Here is a 21,855-nt window from a genome sequence, read left to right as displayed (position 1 = left end):
CTCCGGTGGCTGGTAGCTGAGGGCGATGCGCGGGGCGTGCGACGCATCGCCGTGGAACTGCGCGCGCTGCGCGAAGCGCTGGCCACCCTCGACGAGACACGGACCGCGCGCGACGAGCAGCTGCGGCGCTCTTCCGAACTCGATCGCGAACTCCAGGCCGCGCTCGCGATGCTCGGCCCGGGGACGGCCGTCGACGGGAATGGCACACTGGTGCAGCGGCTCATGCGCCTGCGCGAGCGCCTCGCCGAAGACACCGCCACGCGCCGGCAGCTCACGCTCGAGCGAGACGCCTGGCGGGCCATGTGCACCTTGCTCACGCACACGCGCGCGGGCGCGCAGGAGCTGATCGAGCACACGGAGTACGAGCGGGATCACGCCGTGGCGCAGCTCACGGTGATGCAGGAGCGCGTCATGGAGCTGACCGTGTTGCACGACGACGCCGCGGCCCAAGCGCACGTGGCCCGGCAGGAGCTCGCCGATCTACGCGAGCAGTTGCGGCAATGGAGTGGAACGGTAGAGCGCGCGCTCGCGGCGCTGGCGAGCGGGGCGAGAGAACTCGCGGACTGAGCGCCCGACGGTTACGCGCTCATCAGCGTGGTCACCGACGGGCTCATGACGGCGCGCACGACCGACTCCTTGAGATAGCCCATCTCGACGGCGTAGTTGGCCAGCTTGCGCTGCAGCAGGCGGCGACCGCGGAAGAGCCGCGACTTCACCGTGCCTTCCGGTACGCCGAGCACGTTCGCGATTTCGGCGTAGCGCAGCCCCTGCAGATCACTCAGAACGACGGCCGAGCGATACTCCTCGGGGAGCGAGCGGATGGCACGCGTGATCTCTTCATCGAGGAACGAGTCGTAGAACTTGCTCTCGGGATCGGCCTCGCCGACTGCCTCGAAGAGCGCCCATCCCTCGGTATCCTCGGGCTGCTGCACTTCGCGCGCATCGATGCGGCGCTTGCGGCTTACGAAGACATGGTAGAGGATCGTGAAGAGCCAGGCGCGGATGTTCGTCCCGAGGTGGTACTGCTCCCAGCGCTCGAGGGCGCGCAGGAGTGTGTCCGACACGAGGTCCTCGGCGTCGTCGCGTGACCGGGCGAGTTTGAGCGCGAAGGAATACAGCGCATCCAGGTGCACCAGCGCTTCGCGCTCGAACTGCGCACGGCGGGCAGCACGATCGGCCAACGACGCCGCCTCGGCCCGTTGGGCCGTCTTCGCGTCGTCGCGCATCGTCGTCTGCTCCATCACTGTGTCGTCCATGCTCACCATGATCCGTCTCCAAGGGGTCGCACTCGCGACCATCGCGTCATCCTGTCACCGAAGAGACCGACATGTCCCTTCTTGTGTTCTCGATCCATACCCGTTTGAGGCTGCCGGAGGCCTACTCGAGATTCCGGCTGTTCTGCAGGACCGCGCCGTCGCGGACATGCATGGCGATGAAGCGTTTGAGATCGGCCGCGATCCCCTCGAGCACCGAGAGATCACGTTTTACTCGCGTCATGAGCACGGCACCCTCGAGTGCCGCGATGATGAACCGCGACAGGCGCACCGCATCCACATCGTCGTGCAGCTGCGGGCGCGCTTCCCAGAGCAACGAGCGGATCTGACTGGCCCATCGCTCGAACACCGCCTCGATACGCACTCGGAACCCCTCGTGCGCATCGGCCAGCTCGGCGGCCAGGTTGCCGAACGGAGACCCCCGACGGCCACCACTCTCCGACTGCAGGGCGACCACGGCGTCGATGAACAGATTCAAACGCTCCAGCGGATCGATCATCGGTTCACGCAGGATCGCCAGACCACGCTCGGCAAACCGCTCGAACTGCCGATTCAGTACCTCGTAGCCCAATTCCTCCTTGGACTTGAAGTAGTGATAGAAGTGGCTCTTGCCACTCAGCTTCGCCCCCTTGATCACGTCATCCACCGAGGTGGACGTGAACCCGCGCTCGGAAATGAGCGTGGCGGCGGCGTCGAGGATCTGCGTGCGTCTGTCTGACATCGTGGGCATATGATAGGACCATACGGTCCTATGCGCAAGAGTGACTTTTTCTGAGAATCAACACATTATATCACAGTCACTTAGGCCAGCCCATCCATTTTCCGCCGAGCGGTGCATCCTTCCGTGGAATCCATCAAATTAGGACCGATCGGTCCTAACGAAGAATCCCCGCCGAACATGGCGCCCCGCCTCGTCGAGGTTGTGCGGACCTACCTCAGCCTCCCGAGCCTCGCCGACCTCCAACCGTCATCGGCGCCCGCACTGGCCGTGCGCCTCGAGCGACTCGATCCCTGCCCCGTCGACCACTGGCGCGCCTTGTACGCCCAGATCGGTGCCCCATGGCACTGGCACGACCGGGACGCCTGGGAAGACGAGCGTGTCCAGCAGCACCTCGCCCGCGCCGAGGTACAGGTCTACCGGCTCGTCGTTGATCCCGATGGCGGCGTGTCTACGACCGCCGGATTTCTCGAACTCGAACGCCACCAGGATGGAGCGACGGAGATCGTCTACCTCGGCATCGATCGCACCGTCTTCGGCCGGGGCATCGGCGGGTGGTTGCTGACCGAAGCCGTGCGCCTCGCGTTTGCCGACGGTGCCAATCGTGTGTGGTTGCACACGTGCACGCTCGACGGCCCGGCGGCGTTGCCGAACTACCAGCAGCGCGGCTTTCGGATCGAACGCACCGAGACGTACGAGGCGACGCTGCCAACTTGAGGCGGCGGCACGGGGAAAGGCGGGAGGTAACGGCGGGCCGTAACGGCGGGCCGTAACGGCGGGCCGTAACGGCGCTGACCAGCAGACGGCAGACGGCAGGAACCACAGCACGCAGTCACGGAGGAGTGTGGTAGAACAAAACGGGCGCCACCGCTTCGCGGGGCGCCCGATTTCCTTTGCGGTGGGGACATCGGCGGCGCGCGAAGCGCAGACCGCCGCTTTCCTAATTTCTCCCCAACTGCGTGCTGTAGTTCCTGCCGTCTGCCGTCTGCAGTTCAGGCGCAGTCACCCCCCGCAGTTACCGCCGCTTTCTCCCCGGATGCCGCCCCCCTCCACCCTTGCGGTACCCACCGCCCGGCTTCCCTCCGCGGCTCCACTCACCGCGATTCCCCTCGCCGCGACGCTCTCCGCGTCTCCCACCTTCGGCGGCGCCCCGCTTCCGCGCATCGTGCGCCGCGCGCTCCTCATCGGTGAACGGCAGATCGAGCTTGTCCTGCAGTTCCAGCAGATCGTCGGCGCGTACGGAGCCGCGCTGGCCTCGCGGTACCACGAAGCGCAGCGCACGATCGAGCGTTGGCAACTCTTCTGTCACCATCGTGCGCGCCACCTTCTCGGGTAACCGCAGCCGCGCCACGGGCACGCTCCCGCCATCGTGTTCTTCCACGTCGTAGTCGATGCTCACCGTACGATCGCGGATCTCCACCGCGCCCGGCAGCGCACGCGCCGCGGCCAGCTGCGCGTCGCTTACCCAGTCGCGACGGTCGAGCAGCATGGGCAATGCGCGGATCTCTTCCCAACTCGTGGCCTGCCCCATGCGCGCCTCGTACCACGCCGTGAGCTCTGCCTGCCCGAGCCGCGGTGTGATCCCGCCGAGGCGTCGCCACACTTCACGTACCTCTTCCACGATGGGCTGATTGCGCCGCACCGCGCTGTGGCGGAGTTCACTGCGCGCCGCCGCTTCCGCCAACAGATGACGCGCCCCCTTGGCATACTCCGGCGGAAACACCGGCAGTGGCTCGCTCTCGCGCGAAAGCTCGAACCCGTAATAGGTCACGCGACGACGCAGCAGCACCGGCGAGTGCTTGCGATCGGCATCGAGGGCAAGCTCGGGCTCGTGGCGATGCGCATGCTGACGCACAAGATCCATCGACAGCTGCGTGCCCTCGATGGCCGCGCGCGGAATACCGTGGCGATCGGCGAAGTAGCGCAGCGAACCCGCCACCGCGCCCCACGACCCGCACACACTCGTCTTGGACACCCGCGCCTCGTGTCCGTCGACGGTCTCTTCCTCGATCACGAGATCGAAGGGCATGTAGCGAGCCAGCAATTCGCCAAAACGCCGATGCATGGCCGCGCCCGCGATGGGCAGCGTCTGCGGCAAGGGCATACCCACGCTGCGATACACGCTGGCCATCGCCAGCGCGGCATCCTCCAGCGCCTTCACCAATACGCCGCGCTGCTCGGCCCAGTGCGCGATGCGCTCGGCCTCGAACAGATGCCGCGGCAGCCCATACACCTCACCGATATACCCGGCCACGCGGAATCCTTCCGCATACAGGTTGTACGCCGTGAGATGATCGCTGCCGCGTACGACGAGCCCCTCGAGATCACGCCCTTCGCGCGTCATGCGATGGAGACTCTCCACGCCACTCATCACGGCGAGCGCCGGCAGCAGGTCGTCGTCGCCGTTCACGATCAACTCGCCCCACGCACGCTCTACCGGCAACGCCTCCACGGCACGCCCGTAGGCGGTGAGGCGACCGTTCTCCACCAGGCCGCGCTCCTCGAGCAACGTGAGCGCCTTGCGATACGACGCACGATCGAGCGGCACCGGCAGGTCGAGCGAATCGGCGCGCACCCCGAGATCGGCGCAGGTGAGCGCCACGCGTTCACTGTCGCCGGCAAGCTGAAACTCGGGTTCGGTCGGGCGCAGTGCCTCGAAGCGGATATCGCGATCGCTCAGGATGTACACGCGGCCGCCTTCCACGCGCCCGTGCACGCGTCCCGCCATCTGCAGGATTTCGTTGGCGCCGAGGTGCACGCGCGTGAGCACGTTGCGCCCGCGATCGATGAGATTGGTGAAGCGCGTGTCGTCGATGATGACCGTATCGAGCCCCGGCACATTGAGCGCACTCTGCCCCGCCGCCGTCATGGCGATGAAGAACGGCTTGGGTACCGCGCCCTCGAGGAACGGGCGAATCACGCGGATGGGCTCACCGCCGTGATAATGCGCCGCCGTGATGCGAGGGAAGCGATGTCGCACCCATTCAGCCGCTTCCTCCACACTCGCACGCGTGGGAAGAAAGATCGCCACGCCGCGTTCACTGCGCGCGAGCTTCTGCAGGAAGCGCTCGTCGAGGAAGGTGAGCGGCTGCTTGCGCTCCACTTCCACTTTCGCGGCCTTCGTGGCGTCGAACGCCGTCACCTGGAGCACGTCGGCGCTGTCGAGATAGCGCGAGTAGAACGAAGGATCGACCGTGGCCGACAGCCAGATGAAGCGGCATCCCACGCGCTTGCCCAGCGCGAGACACAGCTCGAGCTCAGCGCTCGTCTGGTGAATCTCGTCGACGATGAGCGTGTCGGTGGGATGGATGTCGCCATCCTGGAACCAGCGACGCGCAATACCGGTGGTGATGATCACCACGTTCCACGTGGGCGTTTCCGGTGTGGCTTCGCGCTCGCGGTTCACCACGCCGACACGGATGTCCGTGGTGCCGAGGATCGTTTCGGCGATGGGGCGAATGGCGAGTGTCTTGCCGGTGCCCGTGCCGGCCACGATGCCGAAGCCCTCGCCGCTCGCCGCGAGGCGCCGCAGGTCATCGCCGCGCGTGCGCTCGAGGAACGTCTCGATGTGCAGCCCTACGGCGAGCTCGATCGTCTCACACGCCGCGCGCGTGGGCGCGATGACGATGATGCGGCCGGTGGCGGGCTTCGACGCGAGGAAGGTCTCGCGGTCGGGCGGCAGATAGCGGTCGGTGGTCTGTCTCACGTCTGCAATCTACCCCGGATTGCTGCGTGGGTCGCGCCAGGACCACTCAGCGCTGGATGAGCTTCACCCGCTGCCCGTTCTTGAACACTTCCACCCGATCGGCCCGGCCATCGCGGTTCATATCGGTCCATACCTGCAGCAGCTCGCTGTTGCCGTCGAGGAAGAGCGCCCGCCACGGGACCCCGCCGCGCCCCTGATCGGGGATCCGCACGATGAACTCGTTGGTGCCGAGCCACTGCATGATCTCGGTGCTCGGCCGTCCCTGCACGACGTCGAGGGCGCTGCGCATGCTCGGCAGCACCTGCGGATACGCGCGCGACGCGAATTCCGGGAGGTCATCGCACCGGCCGTCCTTGTCGCGATCGGTGCACACCGGCGGTCCGTAGCGGAGATCATCGCACCAGCCATCGCCGTCCCGGTCGAGACAGGTGGAGCTGCCATAGCCCGGCGGCGGCGCGGTCTGATTGAAGTAGCGCGGATCGTTGACCGCCCCCGGCACCACCACTCCGCCCTGGGTCACGTACCCGCCAGATGACCCCATTGGCCCTGGATGTGACGGCAGACCACTCGGATACGAAGAAGCCGGCGCGCTGGTCGCCGGCCGGTCGCCATGGAGCTGCTCGTCGGTAATCTTCTTGGCCTCCCACGCGTCGCGCGCGCGGGTATCGACCTGCGAAAGGTCGGGCGGCACGAGCGGCGGCCCCTTCTTGTCGGTGCTGCGCAGGCTCTTGACGGGGAGGTCGTCGACCTTCTTCCCCTTCGCCTTGTCCTCCCCGTAGATGACCCGACCGTTGGCAGGACGGTTGCGCACGGCCGAGGCACAATCGGTTGGGGCCGGCTGCTGCTGCGGCGGCACGCCTTCAACCCACACGCGGCACATCCCCGCCGGTGGCAGGTACTCGCGGGGTACGCCGGCTTTGTCGCTGTCGCGGTCCTTCTCCTTGTCGCGGGCCTGCCCGAAGGCCTGACCAACCGGGGCCACCAACGCGAGCACCGCGACCGCCAGGAAGAGGCGCCACGGAGCGGTGATGCGCGGTCGCGGCGAGCGCGACGCCATGGAATTCGGGAGTAACGTCACGGGCACATCCTCCAGCAGTGGCCGGCGCGTATCCAGGGTGGACCGCATCCGACCGCCTGCCGTCGTCAGGGGCAGGGGGCATGCCATCCCCGTCCATCCACGGCCGGGTCGTCCTAAGTATCGGTAGTACGGTACCCTAGGGACAGGGGGAGGATCCGCAAGGGCGCGAACGTGTCCAGGCGGGGGGACAGGGGGTGTCCCCGCTGATATCTGCGCCCCGGGACTTGAGAGAAAGAATCGAGGCGCCAGCGTGCGAACCGAGCCCGGATAGAAGTGAGCGCGAGGACTCTCGAAGTGAGAAGTGAGGGGCCTACTCGCTTCTCACCTCGAGACCGCTGACCTCTCACTTCTATCCGAGCACACTTCTCCCTCTGAAACCTCGCCGCTCAGTCTCGCCTCTCTCGCGTCTCCCCGCCTCGAGTCTCGATCAGTCCCCAAAGCTGATGCCGATCATGCGCGCCGTCTGCACGACATCGTGCTTCGGGTCTACGCGCTTCGTCTCACGCAACACTTCCTCGATCGGGATCGGCACAATGTGTGGGGACTGCAGCGCCACCATGTGCCCCCACTTCTTGTCGGCCACGGCCTGCACGGCCGCGGCACCGAAGCGCGTGGCGAGCAGACGGTCGTACCCCGTGGGCGATCCCCCGCGCTGCAGGTGCCCGAGCACCATCGAGCGCGTTTCCTTACCGGTCTGCTGCTGGATGTCGTAGGCCAGGCGTTCGGCAACGCCGCCCAGACGGCGGTCCTGCCCCGGCAGCGACGCCCCGATGATGGACTCGTTCCCCCCCTTGGGCTTCGAGCCTTCCGCCACCACGACGATGCTGAAGCGCTTTCCGCTCGCATCGCGCTCCATGATCTTCTCGCACACCTTGTCGAGTTCCCACTCGATTTCGGGGATGAGGATCACATCGGCCGTGCCCGCCACCCCGGCGTGCAGCGCGATGAAGCCGGCCTCGCGCCCCATCACTTCCAGCACCATCACGCGGTCGTGCGACTCGGCCGTGGTGTGCAGCTTGTCGATCGCTTCCATCGCCGTGTTCACGGCGGTGTCGAAGCCGAACGTGGTGATCGTCCCGGCCACGTCGTTGTCGATGGTCTTGGGCACACTCACCACCCGCACGCCCTTGGCCTGCAGCTGTTGTGCGATTTTCAACGAGCCGTCGCCGCCGATGGAGATGATGGCCTCGATCCCCAGGTTGCGGGCGTTCTCGACCAGCTCGTCGGAGCGGTCGACGTGCTGCCAGCTCCCATCCGGCTGCTGGATGGGGTAAGAGAACGGGCTGCCGCGATTGGTGGTCTTGATGATGGTACCACCCTGACTCGCGATGCCGCGGACACTGTCCACCGTGAGCGGCACGATCTCGTCTTCGCCCAGCAGCCCGGCAAAACCACGCTTGATACCCAGGACGTCCCAGCCACGGGTGCGCGCCGACAGGACGGCGGCCCGGATAACGGCGTTCAGGCCCGGGGCGTCACCGCCGCCGGTGGAAATGGCAATCCGCATGTTTCTGAAAATAACGTGGGTGATGGGGTGAGCCCCAATGTACCCACGGGGCGTGAATAGGGGAGAAGGGGGAAATGCGCCGAAATGGCACAATCCGGCGGTTTTCGGTAACGGACGGAGGATGATCCGGGTGCATCCTGGAACCGGTTCGACGAGCGCCGTGTCGACGTCCGCTGCGCCTCCCTCCGCCCCTCCCCCTCGCCCCCATGCTCCGCCCCGGCTCCACTTCCCTCGAACAACTCCTCGTTCTCACCATCCTCGGCATCCTCGCCACCCTGACTCTGGCGGGCGGCGCGCCCCTGCTCGAGGCCGCCGCCGTGGAAACCGCCGCGCGCGAATCCACCGCGCTCTTCGCCCTGGCGCGTGATCACGCCCTGTCGGCCGGCGAACGCACGGCCGTGCACCTCGACGGCGCCGGCGGACGGGTCATCGTGCACGCCGGCCCCGATACCCTGGCCACCGCCGATTTCGCCGAGCGGGGCGTGCACGTGGCGGCTACCCGGGACTCCATGGCCTACGCCCCAGACGGGCTCGGACTCGGCGGCGCCAACCTGCGCCTCGTGCTCTCCAGAGGCGCGCGCGCGGACACGATCATGGTGTCGCGACTTGGGCGCGTCGAATGGCGGTGATCCGATGTCGGACCGCCGGCACTCGACGCGGTTACGTACCGAAGTCGAACCCCGGTACCGACACTCGCGGGATCTCCTGCCCGATCACGCGTTCGATGGTGCGCACCATGCCGATCTCTTCCGCGCTCATGAACGTGTACGCGTCCCCGGTGCTCGCCGCACGGCCGGTACGACCGATACGGTGCACGTAGTCTTCCGGCTGCTGCGGCACGTCGAAGTTGATCACGTGCGTGATGCCGCTGATGTCGAGCCCACGCTGGGCGATATCGGTAGCCACCAGCACCCGCAGCTTGCCGCTCTTGAAATCTTCCAAGGCGGCCATGCGCTCACGCTGCGACTTGTCGGCGTGCATCGCGCCCGCCTGAATGCCCGCCTGCGACAGATCGCGCACCACGCGGTCGGCGCCACTCTTGGTGCGCGTGAACACCAGCACCGAGTCGTGCTCGTCGGCCTTGAGCAGGTGCACCAGTAGGTCGTTCTTCCGATGCCGGGGCACCGGGTACACCGCGTGCGTCACCGTCTTTGCCGCACCGGACCGGCGACCCACCTGCACCACCACCGGCTTGCGCAGGTACTTGCGGCCGAGTGCCTCCACTTCGGGGGGCATGGTGGCGGAGAAGAGTAGCGTCTGGCGATAGCGCGGAATCTGTTCGACGATGCGGTTGATCTGCGGCGCGAAGCCCATGTCGAGCATGCGGTCGGCTTCGTCGAGCACGAGCGTCTCGAGGTACGTGAAGTCCACGTTCCGCTTCTCGAGATGATCGAGCAGACGGCCAGGGGTGGCCACGACCACATCCACGCCGTTGCGGAGCGCGCGCTCCTGCGGCTCGTAGCCCACGCCGCCGTACACCGGAATACAGTCCACCGGCGCGTGCTTGGAGTATTTCCGCACGCTCTCCTCCACCTGCAGGCACAGCTCGCGGGTGGGGGTGAGCACGAGCACGCGGGTACGGCGCGGACCGCCCAGCAGGCGATGCACCATGGGCAGCGTGAAGCTGGCGGTCTTGCCGGTGCCCGTCTGCGCCAGCCCGATGAGGTCCCGCCCCGTCAGGGCGAGCGGAATGGCTTCGCGCTGAATGGGGGTCGGGCGCTCGTACCCGGCTTCCCGCAGGGCGTCCAACAGGGGCGCTGCCAGCCCCAGATCGGCGAAGGTTACATCGCCGACAAGCGTATCAGGATCGATGACTGTCATGTATAGCCAAGAAACATAACACCCCTCGCGACGAACGGTGGGACGAACCGCGATCGGCCGTCCCACCCGCGCGGGTCAGCTGAACTCGAGGGAGCGCCCCGCCAGCTTCGCGATGAGGGCCAGCCGGAACGTCACGTCGGCCGACAGCGCCTCCGCGTCATGGGCGCCGGGCTCTGGGGCGCTGTCGTGCAGGGGGAGCCCCGGCCAGGCCCAGGGCGGCACCTGATCGGGCATGCTCATGGAGCGTGGCGGCGTCCAGATGCCGCGCCGGCCGCGATCGTCGAGAGTGCGATCCAACAGCTTGACCCACCCTTCGTGACGCCCGAGGAAGCCGAGTCGGGCCATTGTTTCCAGCCAGCCCACCGCGCTGGGCATGTCGCCGTCGAGTGCGCTACGGGTGCTGAGGAAGTCGCCGAGCACCAGATGAGACTGCTCCACGAGATGCGCCCCGACCTGCTGCACCGGGGCCTGCCGTGGCCAGGGCTGGGTGATCCACTCGTACAGGCGATCCATGAACACGGCATGCTCGCTGCGGAACTGCGGCATGTGGGCCAGCATCACCAGCAGATGAAACGACGGCGCGGCCACCTCGACCGGCAACACGTGCTGATTGCCGATCCGCATCCACGGCTTCGCCGCGAGCGGCGAACGGAGAAACGCATCAACCCGATCGATGAGCCGACGGGCCGCCCCCCGCAACCGGGGGTCGCTCTCAAAGCCCGCCTGCGCCAGTGCGCATGCCGCGGCCTCGCGCAGCAGCAACCGCCCGCGGCGCACGAGATCCTCGTCGTCACCGTCGGGGCGGAGTTCGGCCAACAGCGTGGGGTCGTTGTCTTCGGCCAGCAACCGGAACAACAGCCGCCGGGTGGCGAGCATCCCGGGCGCCTCGAGGTCCCACCCGAGCTCGAGCAGGCGCCGGAAGGCGGGGATGGTCCCCACCCCCACGAGCTGCGAGCCGCTGGGGACACTCAGCATGCCGGCCGCCCAGGTGCCGTCACGGTCCTGCATGCCCAGCAGTTGCCAGCCAGCGCGGCTGGCATACGGCAAGCGCGCCAGCCCCGGTTCCGGCACTCGGAGGCCGGCGACCTCATGCAGCACCCGCAATTGGACAGCCGGTGCGCCGTGATCGAGCAGCCAGGTCACGGGAATGAGCACCGGGGGCGGTGGCGGCGGTGGCGGCACGAACACCGGCCGCGACACGGTGAACTCGCCGGGGACCAGTGCGGTATCGAAGTCCGCCAACGGTGGAATCGAGGGAGGAATGGTCACGATGCCGGTATTGTACGCCCCGATCCGGGGTCCGCCAGAGGGGCGAGGCGTTCCTTAACGGTTTCGGCGGGGGATACGTCTATATCTGGAGGCGTCGGACACGTCGCAAAGGCGTCGTGTGCCGGCTTCACCCCACCCACCGATCCCAATCATGAAGAACTCGCTTCGAGTCATCGCCGCCGTGGCGGCCCTCGCGATCGCCACGCCGGCCTTCGCCCAGGGCGGCGGCATGGGCGGCATGCAGATGTCCCCCGAGCAGCGAATCGCCCGTCAGAAGGAGATGCTCTTCCAGGGCATCACCCTCTCGGCGGCCCAGTCGGCCAAGGCCGATACCCTCATCATGCAGGGCATGCAGAAGCAGATGGAAGCCATGCAGGCGGCCCGTTCGGGCGGCGGGGACATGGCGTCCATGCGCGAGCAGATGCAGAAGATGAACGCCGACCGTAACGAGGCGCTCAAGGGCATCCTCACGAGCGACGCCGACAAGGCCAAGTTCGAGGAGAACCTCAAGAACATGCCGCAGGGGCGTCGCGGCGGCGTCTGAGCCGCAGCGCACCGCTCACGGGTAGCGAGCACGGGGCATCGGCATCACGCCGGTGCCCCGCTGTCATTTCCGGCATCCCGACTCCGCATTAGCGTTGAGGGCAATGGCGAACGCGGCCAACCCTCGGCGCCGGCGCACCTGAGTGCGCGGCGAGTTCGTGGACCTCGATGGGGTCCGGTTGTACTGCTATGCCTTCGGCCAGCGCGGCGTGGGGCATCCCATCGTGCTCGTGCACGGGTCATTCACGTCGTCCCACCTGTGGCAGGACGTCCTGCCGCGTCTCCCCAAGGGACACCGGGTGCTGGTGCTCGACCTGTTGGGCCACGGCCGCAGCGATCCGCCGGGGACACACGCCATGACCGTGGCCGCCCACGCGGCCCGGTTGGAGCGATTGCTCGACGTGATGGGCGTGCGCGAGGTGATGCTCGTGGGCCACGGCATGGGGGCAGCCATCGCGGCCCGCGTGGCGCATGAACACCCCGAGCGCATCGCACACCTCATGCTCGTGAACCCCACCCTGCTCGCCGGCAACGCGGCCGAGGGGCTGCTCAACCGGCGGGTGCGGCGGGTGGCGTCGATGGTGTGGTTATGGAAGCGCCTGGCGCCCGCGTGGCTCGCGTCCGCCCTGCACTCGGTGCTGCTCCCCTGCTTCGCGCATCGCGACACGGGGGCGCGGTCGCTAGACGTGTATCTCAAGCCGTTCCGCCTGCGCGAGGGGCGCGATGCCGCCTGCGCGCAGCTGTCGGCGCTGCAACGCTCGCGTGGCGACACGGTCGAGGCGCTGGCGTCGGGTGCCATCCGGTGTCCCACTGCCCTCGTGCTCGGTGACAGCGATCCTTTCCTCGACGACGCGCGCAGTGCTCGCGTGATGGACTGGGTGAAGACCGCCACCAATGGTACCGCTACCGTTCACACGCTCCCCGGCGTCGCCCATGTCGCGCCGGAGGAGGCACCCGATCGCCTGGGCACCCTCGTGGGCGAGCTCATTTCCCGCTGACTTTTTTTCATGACCGACCGACTCGATACCATGCGCGCAATGGCCGCGCGGCAGCCCAACAACGCGCTCGTGCGCTTCGGACTCGCCAACGAACTGCTCAAGGCCAACCTGCTCGAGGAGGCGGCCACCGAACTCGCGGCGTATCTGGCGGCCTACGACGACGAGGGCAACGGGTGGCTGCGCTATGCCGATGCGCTCACCGCGCTGGGTCGGCCCGACGAGGCGCGGGCCGCCTGTCAGAAGGGTATGGAGGCCGCCGCCCGCTACGGCCATGGGTCGATGGTTCAGGAATTCGAAGAGCGAGGTTACTGATGCGAATGCGGCACGCCTGACGGCGCCCGACGGCGCGCCACATTCCGGTGATTACGCTCACGAAGATCGAGGGCGGGTCCGGTGGCCCGTTGCGGGCCGTAGCGCTGGTACCGATGACGACCGCCCATTGACGCGCTTCCGGCGAGGGCGTCGATTCGGCACATGACTGCTTCCCGTCGCGACTTCGTTCGCCAGATCGGCCTGGGACTCGCCAGCGCCGCCGCCGCCGCCGACGCGCTGAGTGCCCAGGCCACCTCGACGCGAAGCGGCTCGGAACGCCTGCTCGTCGAAAACCCCCATCATCCGACACCGGCGCCGGTCGGGGTGGACCGCCTGCCACTCGCCTGGTATCAGGCCCAGTCGCGCCGGCTTCGCGAACAGGTCCGCGATCGTGGGGTCGATGTGGTGCTGCTGCAGAGCGATGTGAATCTCGTCTACTTCACCGGCTGCTTCCGCGGCAGTGGCGAGCGCACGACGTGGGCCATGATGCCCACGCGGGAGGCCGATTCGGTGTACTGGTTTTCGCCGGCCATCGATCGCGACCTGATCACGTCGTGGTGGTGTACGGAGAACGAGTACTACTTCTGCTATCCGCATGCAGAGGGCGGGTTCCCCAACCGCGGGGAGCTCACGAAGGGCGCCCGGGTCGATCTGTGGGCGTGGGTCCTCGGCAAACTCGCCGCGAAGGGCCTGGGAGACGTGACGATCGGGCTCGATCGCGAATTGACACCATCGGCGCAGCGCACCTTTGAGCGGGTGCTCCCGAACGCCAAATGGGTCGACATCAGCGACGCGTGCCTTCGCATGCAGATCATCAAGACGCCGGAAGAGATCGCCCTCACGCAGCGGGCGTACCGCTACTTCGATCTCGTGCACTGCTTCGCGCGTGACTATCTCCTCGAGCATGGCACGCGCGCCACGGATTATCAGGTGGGACAGGCGTTGTCGCAGTACGGGATCAATCTCATGATGCGCGATGTGCGACGTGACGGGCGTCCGCACACGGCCGTGGGCATGGAGGTTACCGGCCACTACGTGCGCACCGGTGTCGCCACGGCGTACCCGCACCCGAACCAGTTCTTTCACGCCCCCATTCGCAAAGGGCAGCCGGTGTACGTCAATTGCGATATCCTGCTCGGCGGGTACGGCGGCGAAGGCTATCGCAACTACATTCTCACGCCGTCCAACGCGGCGCACGATCGCATGTGGCAGGTGGTGGCCGACACCGTACAGATGATCGTCGAAGAGACGAAGCCGGGGGCAGTCTGCTCCGATATCGCCTACAAGGTGCACGCGTATCAGATCAAGCAGGGGATGCAGGAGTACATCTACCATCGCCCAGGCCATGGGCAAGGGCAGAACTTCGTGGGGCATCAACCACCGTTTCTCGCGCTCGGTGACCACTCCGTGGTCGAAGAAGGCATGACCTTCTCGGTGGAGCCCGGGCTCTACGACGAAAAGAACGGCATCGGGATCAATCCGAGTGATCGGCTCGTCGTACTCAAGGACCGGGCCGTGCTGATGAGCCGGATTCCCTTCACGAAAGAGTGGAGCTATCTCGACGTCTGACGACCGTCAGAGCCGGCGGCTCTCTTCGGCGGCATCGAGTACGTAGCCCAACTCACGCGACACCGCGCGCGCTTCCTGCGTGGCGCTCGTCACGTCGGCGGCGGCGTTCACGCCGAGGGTGCGTAGCTTCACGATGTCGAAGCGGAGACTGCGCAACGCCATGCTCGCGCTGTCGAGTTGCCGGCGCATGGTGTCACGGCGCGACTCCAGATCTTCGAGCGACGCCAGCTGACGGGTGAGCAACGACAGGCGACGCTCACGGTCGGGGCTCTGCTCCGGCTCGGCCTCCAGCACCGCGATACGTGCCCGCAAGTCGGCACGTGCCCCGCCAGGCAAGTCACGATCGAGACGCTCGAGACCGCTGGCCAGGCTGCCGATGCGCTCCAACAGCGCGTCGGCCGTTGGCTCCACATCGGGCACGAGCGCCTTGTCTTCGACTGAGAGCCCATTGGTGATCTCGGCAATCACAAGCCGATCATCGCACGCGTTGCGCACGCTGTCGCCGTAGGCCGACTGCGCCACGGCGCCGGCGGTCTTGTCCACCAACTCGGCGAGGCGCACATGGTGCGGACGGGTGTCCCTCGCGGACGGCGCACTGCGCCAGCCGTCGCTCAGCGCGGCCACGGGCGAAACACCCATGCGCCGCAGTTTGAGCGCGTTGCGCCCCGCGACGCTGAGACTCCCGAGCCCCAGCACCAGCCCAGCGAGCATGGGTGCGATGAACACCTCCTCGCCCAGCGACACACCGACAATGAGACTGCCGATCCCCATCGCTGATGATGCAGCCAACCACTTCACGTTCCGGCGGAATGACATCACGCGATCGGCCACTAGTGCCGGCGACAGCACCGGTGACAGCACTGGCGACGGCGACGGCGACGGCGACAGCGGCGGCGCGGGCGCGTGGCGTGGCGCAGGCGCCGCTTCGAAGACAGGCCGCGGCGACCAGTCTTCGGCCCGGTGGCCGAACTTGAAATCGTACGTCCACGCTAGCGCAGGAGCCGCTGGCACCGGTGCCACCGCACTCGGCATCGGCGCCGCGAGCGATCCGTCGCGCTGCGCCCGCCGCAATGTGTCGCGCAGCTGTAGTGCACTCTCCCACCGATCGGCGGGCTTCTTTGCGAGACACCGCTCGAGAATCTCCACCAACACGCGCGGTGCGTCGGGGCGATAGGCCCGCAACGACGGCGGCGTTTCGCTCACGTGCTTCATGAGCATCGCCGGGGTACTCGGCGCGTCGAACGGCAACTTGCCCGCGAGCATGAGATAGCCGATCACGCCCAGCGAGTAGAGGTCACTGCGCCCGTCCACCTCCTTGTCGCCCATGGCCTGCTCCGGGCTCATGAACGCGGGCGTACCCACGGCGATACCGGTTTGCGTAAGCCGCGACCCGCTCTCCGCCGCCCGCGCGATGCCGAAGTCGGTGACCATCGCGCGCCCCGAATCGCGATCGAGCAGCACGTTGTCGGGCTTGATGTCGCGGTGCACCACCCCGCTCGCGTGGGCGTAGGCGAGCGCATCGGCCATCTGCTCGAGCACGTTCGCCACGAAGCCGAACGACGGCCGCCCCTCGCGCAGGATGCGCGCGGCGAGGCTCTCGCCCTCCACCAGCGACATGGCAAAGCATACGAGCCCCTGCACCTCGTGCACCGCGTAGATGGGCACAATGTGCGGATGATTGAGGCGCGCGGCCGTCTGCGCCTCGCGCACGAATCGCTCGCGCACTTCCGGGCGGAACGCGAGATCGGGGGGCAGCACTTTGAGCGCCACCTTGCGCTGCAGGCGCACGTCCTCGGCGGCGTACACCACCGCCATGCCGCCGCGCCCCACCTCCTGGCCAATGAGGTAGAGGTCGCCTACAGCGGCGGTCACGCGATCGCGCAACATGCCGGCATCGGCGCCGTATGCACCATCTTTCCCGAGATTGCCGTGCATGTTGGGCGCGCGATCACCGGCGCCGCCCTGCCCCGGCTGCTGCGCGGGCGCCACGTCGGGGGTCTCGAACATCCGCGCGGTCCGGGACCTCAGGCCCGCGTTGCCGAGCGCGGTGAGGTAAGGTCGCGCACCTCATTCACCGCCTGCACGGCAATGTCCACCTCGCGCGCCATCTTCATGGCCTGTTCGGCGACGAGCGTCACGCTCTGCACGGAGCTGGAGCCGGTACGGAGTCGTACCAGATCGAGTCGCACGTTTTCGAGTGCAAGGCGGCAGCTCTCCAGCTGACCGCGACGCGCCTGCACCCGCGCCTGCCCGTCCACGAGCGCGCGACGCTCGCGACGCAGCTGCGCCAGCCGTCGCACGCGGGCTTCGCTGCCTGAGGTATCGAGCGGATTGGCTTCCGCCTCCAGCGCGGCGATCTCCTGATCGGCGCGCGCGAGCAATTCCGGAGACAGCGTGGCCTCGAGGCGCACGAGATCCTTCGCCATCGTCTCGACCTTCCGCACGAGATCGACGGCGGTATTGGCCACGTCGGGAATACGTTTGCGTTCATCAGCGGGCAGCGTGCCGAGCAGTCGACCAATCTCCTCGCGGTCGGCGCGCGCGCCCTGCACGAGGGGCAAGTAGCTCCCGAGTTCCTCATCGCGCGCCGGGGCCGCCGCGGTACGGCGCTCCGCTGACGCGGTGACGGACGCATTGGGACCACCGAGCGACAACGCGCCCGTGAGCCGGTTCCGCAGCTTGCCCTGAGCGCGAAGCTCCTCACGCTTCCGCGTGCTGAACGTCGCCATGACCGAGTTCGTGAGGTCTTCGATGACCTCGCCGAACAAGCGATGCTTGGGCTGCCGCAGGACGTCCTTCCAGTCGTACCCGTCGGACCAGAGCTTGGCGTACTGCCAGGCCATGAACACCGACCAGATGGTGGTGACGCCACCGAAGCCCGAGTCGCCGAAAATGCTGATCGCGACGAAGGCCGCGTTGACGAACAGATACGGCACCAACTGCTTGCGGAACTTCACCACCTTGGGCGATTCCCACCGCGCGAGATCTTCGGCAGTGGGCAGGTAGCTGTCATCGTTCTGCTCGCCATATGGCGCACTGTAGCGCGGCACCGGCGACGCCGCCGCGCCGGCGGTCGCCATGCCGAAACCGGCCGGCGCCGTGGTGAGCGTACGCGGCGAATAGGCAGGTGGCTGGTAGGCAGGCGGCTGGGAGGCCGCACTACCGCCGCCCGGCATGGGCATCCCACCGATGGGCGCCCCATTGAAGGTGACCGGCGAGGTCCCCAGCGGCATGCTGGCCGAGGTGGCGCCGGCCGGCGCCGGGGGTACGACGCCCGTCTTGAGCGCCTGCGACAGGTCGGTGGCCTGCTGAAAGCGATGGTCGGGATTCTTCTCGAGCAGGCGCATGACGATGGCGGCCAGGTCTGGCGGCACATCGGCGCGACGCTGAACAATGGGCACCGGCGCTTCGGCCAGATGCTTCACGAGCAGCGCCGGGGTGGTCCCGCCGATAAACGGCGGCTCACCGCACAGCATCTGATACGCCACGATGCCGAGCGAGTAGAGATCGCTGCGGGCGTCGAGATCGCGATCCCCCGAGGCCTGCTCCGGGCTCATGTAGGCAGGCGTCCCGATGGCCATGCCGGTGGCCGTCAGGCGCGCCGTATCGCCGCTGTCAGACGACGCGGCGCGTGCGATACCGAAGTCGGTCACGAGGGCGCGGCCGTCGATGCCGTCGAGCAGGATATTGTCGGGCTTGATGTCGCGGTGCACCACGCCGCGCGAATGCGCGTAGGCGAGCGCATCGGACACCTCCTGCAGCCACCGGCGCACGTTGTCGATGGGCAGCGGCCCACGCTTCTGCACCAGCGTGGCGAGGTTGTCACCATCGATACACGCCATGACGAAGAACACCAGGTTGCCCACCTCGTCGACCGAGTAGATGGGCACGATGTTCGGATGGCTCAACTGCGCGGCCGTTTCCGCCTCCCGCAGGAAGCGCGAGCGCACGTCACGCCGGAACGACAGCTCCGGCGGCAGCAGCTTGATCGCGACATGCCGCTTGAGGCGGCGGTCACGGGCGCGATACACGATGCCCATGCCACCGCGGCCGATCTCCTGATCGAGCTCGTAGGCGGCGCTGAGCGCCTGCTCTACGTGGGCACGCAGTTCGGCGTCTTCGGCGTGATGGGCGGTGTTTTCGGACACTCGGGACAGTATTCGGGGAGATGAACCGGCTTCTCTAGTGTAGCACCGGAGAGAAACGCAGAACAGCATCCCGCGGGGACGAACCGTGCCATGTGGCCGGCGGCCGGGACACCCGGCAGAATCCCCTACGGCGCCGGTCACGGCAAAGTTGCAAAATGACTCACCCGCGGTCGCTCACCGCATCCGACGCCGAAATGGCAGCGCGGCCGCACCGATCCGTCCGTTCTGTCACGCTTCTACTTGCCAAGTCTGCCGTGGTGGCGTAATCCCGACGGTGCGGATCGTGCCCTGTGGAAGGGCGCCATTCCCTTTGCTCAGGAATTTCTTATGGGTCAGCGCCAGACACTTCCCGTCCTCCCTCTGCGTGGGACGGTCATGTTCCCCGGAATCACCGCGCCGATTGCCGCCGGCCGGCCGGGCACCCTTCGCGCCATCGAAACGGCGCTCAAGGGTGACCGGCTCGTGTTTGCGGTCGCGCAGCGCGACAACACCGAGGAACCCACTCCCGACATTCTCTTCAGCACCGGGGTGATTGCCCGCATCGGGCAGGTGCAGCGCGGCCTCGGCGGTGTCCAGCTCCTGCTGCAGGGTGAGCAGCGGGCCACCGCCCTGCACTACGGTGAGCAGGAGGGGCATCTCACGGCCGTGATCGTCCCGGCCGAAGAGATGATGCCGCTCGACCTCAAGGATCCCGCCTTCACCGCACTCCACAAGGAAGCGCGTGAGCGCGCCGCCGAGCTGGGCGAGAAGCGCGGCCTGCCCGAGGAGGTCGTGCATCAGGTGCTCGACTCCGTGGAAGACGCCGGCCGCTTTGCCGACCTCGTCGCCGGCTACATCGAGCTCACGGTCCCCGAGAAGCAGGGACTGCTGGAGACGCTCAGCGTGGAGGAGCGCCTACGTCGCGTACTCGTGCATGTGCAGCGACAGATCGGCCTGCTCGAGGCGCAGGAAGACATCAAGAGTCAGGTGCAGGAGGAGCTGGGCGAACGCCAGCGCGAGATGTTCCTACGCGAGCAGCTCAAGGCCATCCAGAAGGAGCTGGGCGACGACGACTCCTCGAAGGAGATCACCGAGCTGCGCGAGAAGCTCAGCAAGCTCGATCTCCCCAAGGAGGCGCGTGCTGAGGTAGAGCGCGAGCTCGGGCGCCTCGAGCGCGCCGGCCGCGAAAGCATGGAAGCGCAGGTCATCCGCACCTACCTCGAGTGGATCGCCGAGCTGCCGTGGAACCGACGAAGCGACGACCACCTGGAGCTGACGCGCGCCAGCGACATCCTCGACGAGGATCACTACGGGCTCAAGGACGTGAAGGATCGCGTGCTCGAGTTCCTTGCCGTACGGCAGTTGCGCGCGCAGCAGGTGGCGGCCGAGGTCGCCACGACGGGCGAGTTCCCGGTGTCGAAGCTCAAGGGCGAGTCGACCGATGCCACGCCCGCGCTAGGGAACGGTGACGCCGATCGGCAGATTACCGACGCGAAGGAGGCCAAGGCGCGCGCCATGGCGCGGGGCCCGATTCTCCTGTTCAACGGGCCACCGGGCGTGGGCAAGACGAGCATCGCGAAGTCCATCGCGCGGGCGCTGGGTCGAGAATACGTGCGGGTGGCCCTTGGCGGCGCGCGCGACGAGGCCGACATTCGCGGTCACCGTCGCACGTACGTGGGCGCCATGCCCGGCCGCATCATCCAGGGCATGAAGCAGGCGGGCACGAAGAACCCCGTGTTCCTGCTCGACGAAGTGGACAAGCTGGGGCAGTCGTACCAGGGCGACCCGTCGAGCGCGCTGCTCGAAGTGCTCGATCCGGCGCAGAACGACTCGTTCACCGACCACTACCTCGGGGTGCCGTTCGACCTGAGCGAGGTGCTGTTCATCGCCACGTCGAATTTCATCCAGAACATCCCGGGCCCGCTACTCGACCGCATGGAGGTGGTGGCGTTCAGCGGCTATACCGAGCGCGAGAAGGCGGAGATCGCCAAGACGTATCTCGTGCCGCGGCAGTTGGAGGAGTCGGGGCTCGCCGGCCGCGAGCTCGCCTTCACCGACGAGGCGGTGATGAAGGTGATCAGCGAGTACACCCGCGAGAGCGGCGTGCGTCAGCTCGAGCGTCAGCTCGGTGCCGTGGCCCGTAAGGTGGCTCGCCGGGTGGCAGCGGGTGATGCCGCGACGATCACCGACAAGGTGATCAGCGCCGACGAGGTGCGCGAGCTGCTGGGACGCCCCAAGGTGCACCCGGAGCGCGCGGCGGAACATGACGAGGTGGGCATTTCCACGGGCATGTACTACACGCCCATGGGAGGCGACATCATGTTCGTGGAAGCGAGTATCCGCCGTGGCGGCCGCACGCGTCCGACGGACGATGAAGAGCAGGTACGGGTAGGCCCCATCTCTCTCATTCTCACCGGCCAGCTGGGCGACGTGATGAAGGAGAGCGCGCGCGCCGCGCTGACCTACGCGACGAACAACGCCGAACTGCTGGGGATTCCCGCCGAACGCGTGGCGGGGGCAAGCGAAGCGCACATCCATGTGCCGGCCGGCGCGATTCCGAAGGACGGACCGAGCGCCGGCATCGCGATTGCCACCGCGCTCGTGAGCGAGATGAGCAACCGCAAGGTGCGGCGCGATGTGAGCATGACCGGCGAGATCACGTTGCGCGGGCGCGTGCTGCCCATCGGCGGCGTGAAGGAAAAGGTGCTGGGGGCGCACCGTGCCGGCATCAAGGAAGTCATTGTGCCGAAGGCCAACGAGGCCGACCTCGACGACGTGCCGGACGAGGTGCGCCAGCAGCTCACCTTCCACTGCGTGGAGACGCTGCGCGACGTGCTCAAGATCGCGCTGGTACAGACGACGGTGGCGCAGGCGGTGGAGGAGCTCGTGGGCGTGTGACTGCGGGGCGTTGGTGACTGCGTTGGTGACTGCGT

The 21,855-nt window shown here is 67.4% G+C and carries 17 protein-coding genes; 8 read left to right on the top strand and 9 right to left on the bottom strand.

Annotation, left to right across the window (positions count from 1 at the left end; genetic code table 11):
• On the top strand, positions 1-567 hold a 567-nt coding region (locus ACIQ6O_RS02690; RefSeq protein ID WP_396206228.1), incomplete at its 5' end, for a hypothetical protein.
• Positions 568-578: 11 nt separating this feature from the next.
• On the opposite strand, the gene ACIQ6O_RS02685 is transcribed toward ACIQ6O_RS02690, so the two are convergent.
• Both ACIQ6O_RS02685 and ACIQ6O_RS02680 read right to left on the bottom strand, forming a co-directional pair.
• Positions 579-1,256, bottom strand: coding sequence for a sigma-70 family RNA polymerase sigma factor (locus tag ACIQ6O_RS02685; protein ID WP_396206227.1), 678 nt, complete (start codon positions 1,254-1,256; stop codon positions 579-581).
• A 121-nt stretch (positions 1,257-1,377) separates the two neighbouring features.
• Positions 1,378-1,995, bottom strand: coding sequence for a TetR/AcrR family transcriptional regulator (locus ACIQ6O_RS02680; RefSeq protein ID WP_396206226.1), 618 nt, complete (start codon positions 1,993-1,995; stop codon positions 1,378-1,380).
• Between the two features lie 177 nt (positions 1,996-2,172).
• On the opposite strand from ACIQ6O_RS02680, the gene ACIQ6O_RS02675 reads away from it, so the two are divergent.
• Positions 2,173-2,709: a GNAT family N-acetyltransferase gene (locus tag ACIQ6O_RS02675; RefSeq protein WP_396206225.1), complete on the top strand. Its 537-nt coding sequence runs from the start codon at positions 2,173-2,175 to the stop codon at positions 2,707-2,709.
• A gap of 298 nt (positions 2,710-3,007) precedes the next feature.
• Here ACIQ6O_RS02675 and ACIQ6O_RS02670 read toward each other — a convergent pair whose 3' ends face one another.
• The 3 genes from ACIQ6O_RS02670 to ACIQ6O_RS02660 form a co-directional block, all read right to left on the bottom strand.
• The gene (locus ACIQ6O_RS02670; RefSeq protein WP_396206224.1) at positions 3,008-5,698 is read right to left on the bottom strand and encodes a DEAD/DEAH box helicase; all 2,691 of its coding nucleotides are present in this window, start codon (positions 5,696-5,698) and stop codon (positions 3,008-3,010) included.
• A 46-nt stretch (positions 5,699-5,744) separates the two neighbouring features.
• Positions 5,745-6,824, bottom strand: coding sequence for a hypothetical protein (locus tag ACIQ6O_RS02665; RefSeq protein ID WP_396206223.1), 1,080 nt, complete (start codon positions 6,822-6,824; stop codon positions 5,745-5,747).
• A gap of 379 nt (positions 6,825-7,203) precedes the next feature.
• The gene (locus ACIQ6O_RS02660) at positions 7,204-8,283 is read right to left on the bottom strand and encodes a 6-phosphofructokinase (RefSeq protein WP_396206222.1); all 1,080 of its coding nucleotides are present in this window, start codon (positions 8,281-8,283) and stop codon (positions 7,204-7,206) included.
• Between the two features lie 206 nt (positions 8,284-8,489).
• Here ACIQ6O_RS02660 and ACIQ6O_RS02655 point away from each other — a divergent pair, with 206 nt between their 5' ends.
• Positions 8,490-8,912 carry a GspH/FimT family pseudopilin gene (locus ACIQ6O_RS02655; protein ID WP_396206221.1) on the top strand — a complete coding sequence of 141 codons (423 nt, stop codon included), beginning with the start codon at positions 8,490-8,492 and terminating at the stop codon, positions 8,910-8,912.
• A 31-nt stretch (positions 8,913-8,943) separates the two neighbouring features.
• Here ACIQ6O_RS02655 and ACIQ6O_RS02650 read toward each other — a convergent pair whose 3' ends face one another.
• Both ACIQ6O_RS02650 and ACIQ6O_RS02645 read right to left on the bottom strand, forming a co-directional pair.
• Complete coding sequence (locus tag ACIQ6O_RS02650; RefSeq protein ID WP_396206220.1) at positions 8,944-10,104, bottom strand: DEAD/DEAH box helicase; 1,161 nt, start codon at positions 10,102-10,104, stop codon at positions 8,944-8,946.
• A 75-nt stretch (positions 10,105-10,179) separates the two neighbouring features.
• Positions 10,180-11,373: a hypothetical protein gene (locus tag ACIQ6O_RS02645; protein WP_396206219.1), complete on the bottom strand. Its 1,194-nt coding sequence runs from the start codon at positions 11,371-11,373 to the stop codon at positions 10,180-10,182.
• Between the two features lie 151 nt (positions 11,374-11,524).
• Between ACIQ6O_RS02645 and ACIQ6O_RS02640 the strand changes: the two genes are divergently transcribed.
• The 4 genes from ACIQ6O_RS02640 (at position 11,525) to ACIQ6O_RS02625 (ending at position 14,795) form a co-directional block, all read left to right on the top strand.
• Positions 11,525-11,917: a hypothetical protein gene (locus tag ACIQ6O_RS02640; protein ID WP_396206218.1), complete on the top strand. Its 393-nt coding sequence runs from the start codon at positions 11,525-11,527 to the stop codon at positions 11,915-11,917.
• Positions 11,918-12,059: 142 nt separating this feature from the next.
• On the top strand, positions 12,060-12,914 hold the full coding sequence (locus ACIQ6O_RS02635) for an alpha/beta fold hydrolase (RefSeq protein WP_396206217.1): 855 nt from the start codon (positions 12,060-12,062) through the stop codon (positions 12,912-12,914).
• Between the two features lie 9 nt (positions 12,915-12,923).
• On the top strand, positions 12,924-13,226 hold the full coding sequence (locus ACIQ6O_RS02630) for a hypothetical protein (RefSeq protein WP_396206215.1): 303 nt from the start codon (positions 12,924-12,926) through the stop codon (positions 13,224-13,226).
• A gap of 162 nt (positions 13,227-13,388) precedes the next feature.
• Positions 13,389-14,795, top strand: coding sequence for a M24 family metallopeptidase (locus ACIQ6O_RS02625; RefSeq protein ID WP_396206214.1), 1,407 nt, complete (start codon positions 13,389-13,391; stop codon positions 14,793-14,795).
• Positions 14,796-14,801: 6 nt separating this feature from the next.
• Here ACIQ6O_RS02625 and ACIQ6O_RS02620 read toward each other — a convergent pair whose 3' ends face one another.
• Positions 14,802-16,802, bottom strand: coding sequence for a protein kinase (locus tag ACIQ6O_RS02620; RefSeq protein ID WP_396206213.1), 2,001 nt, complete (start codon positions 16,800-16,802; stop codon positions 14,802-14,804).
• 17 nt (positions 16,803-16,819) lie between these two features.
• Positions 16,820-18,943, bottom strand: a complete 2,124-nt coding sequence (locus ACIQ6O_RS02615; RefSeq protein WP_396206212.1) for a protein kinase — start codon at positions 18,941-18,943, stop codon at positions 16,820-16,822.
• Positions 18,944-19,270: 327 nt separating this feature from the next.
• On the opposite strand from ACIQ6O_RS02615, the gene lon reads away from it, so the two are divergent.
• Positions 19,271-21,820 carry an endopeptidase La gene (gene lon, locus ACIQ6O_RS02610; protein WP_396206211.1) on the top strand — a complete coding sequence of 850 codons (2,550 nt, stop codon included), beginning with the start codon at positions 19,271-19,273 and terminating at the stop codon, positions 21,818-21,820.
• Positions 21,821-21,855 lie beyond the last annotated feature (35 nt).

The organism is Gemmatimonas sp. (assembly GCF_044345575.1).
Classification (GTDB): Bacteria; Gemmatimonadota; Gemmatimonadetes; order Gemmatimonadales; family Gemmatimonadaceae; genus Gemmatimonas.
This window is presented reverse-complemented; position numbering and strand designations above follow the sequence as displayed.

Coding starts and splice junctions, on each gene's coding strand:
- lon (WP_396206211.1), top strand. CDS start 19,271: ATGGGTCAGCGCCAGACACTTCCCGTCCTCCCTCTGCGTGGGACGGTC.
- ACIQ6O_RS02620 (WP_396206213.1), bottom strand. CDS start 16,802: ATGTTCGAGACCCCCGACGTGGCGCCCGCGCAGCAGCCGGGGCAGGGC.
- ACIQ6O_RS02680 (WP_396206226.1), bottom strand. CDS start 1,995: ATGTCAGACAGACGCACGCAGATCCTCGACGCCGCCGCCACGCTCATT.
- ACIQ6O_RS02675 (WP_396206225.1), top strand. CDS start 2,173: ATGGCGCCCCGCCTCGTCGAGGTTGTGCGGACCTACCTCAGCCTCCCG.
- ACIQ6O_RS02665 (WP_396206223.1), bottom strand. CDS start 6,824: ATGCGGTCCACCCTGGATACGCGCCGGCCACTGCTGGAGGATGTGCCC.
- ACIQ6O_RS02685 (WP_396206227.1), bottom strand. CDS start 1,256: ATGGACGACACAGTGATGGAGCAGACGACGATGCGCGACGACGCGAAG.
- ACIQ6O_RS02650 (WP_396206220.1), bottom strand. CDS start 10,104: ATGACAGTCATCGATCCTGATACGCTTGTCGGCGATGTAACCTTCGCC.
- ACIQ6O_RS02640 (WP_396206218.1), top strand. CDS start 11,525: ATGAAGAACTCGCTTCGAGTCATCGCCGCCGTGGCGGCCCTCGCGATC.
- ACIQ6O_RS02660 (WP_396206222.1), bottom strand. CDS start 8,283: ATGCGGATTGCCATTTCCACCGGCGGCGGTGACGCCCCGGGCCTGAAC.
- ACIQ6O_RS02625 (WP_396206214.1), top strand. CDS start 13,389: ATGACTGCTTCCCGTCGCGACTTCGTTCGCCAGATCGGCCTGGGACTC.
- ACIQ6O_RS02655 (WP_396206221.1), top strand. CDS start 8,490: ATGCTCCGCCCCGGCTCCACTTCCCTCGAACAACTCCTCGTTCTCACC.
- ACIQ6O_RS02630 (WP_396206215.1), top strand. CDS start 12,924: ATGACCGACCGACTCGATACCATGCGCGCAATGGCCGCGCGGCAGCCC.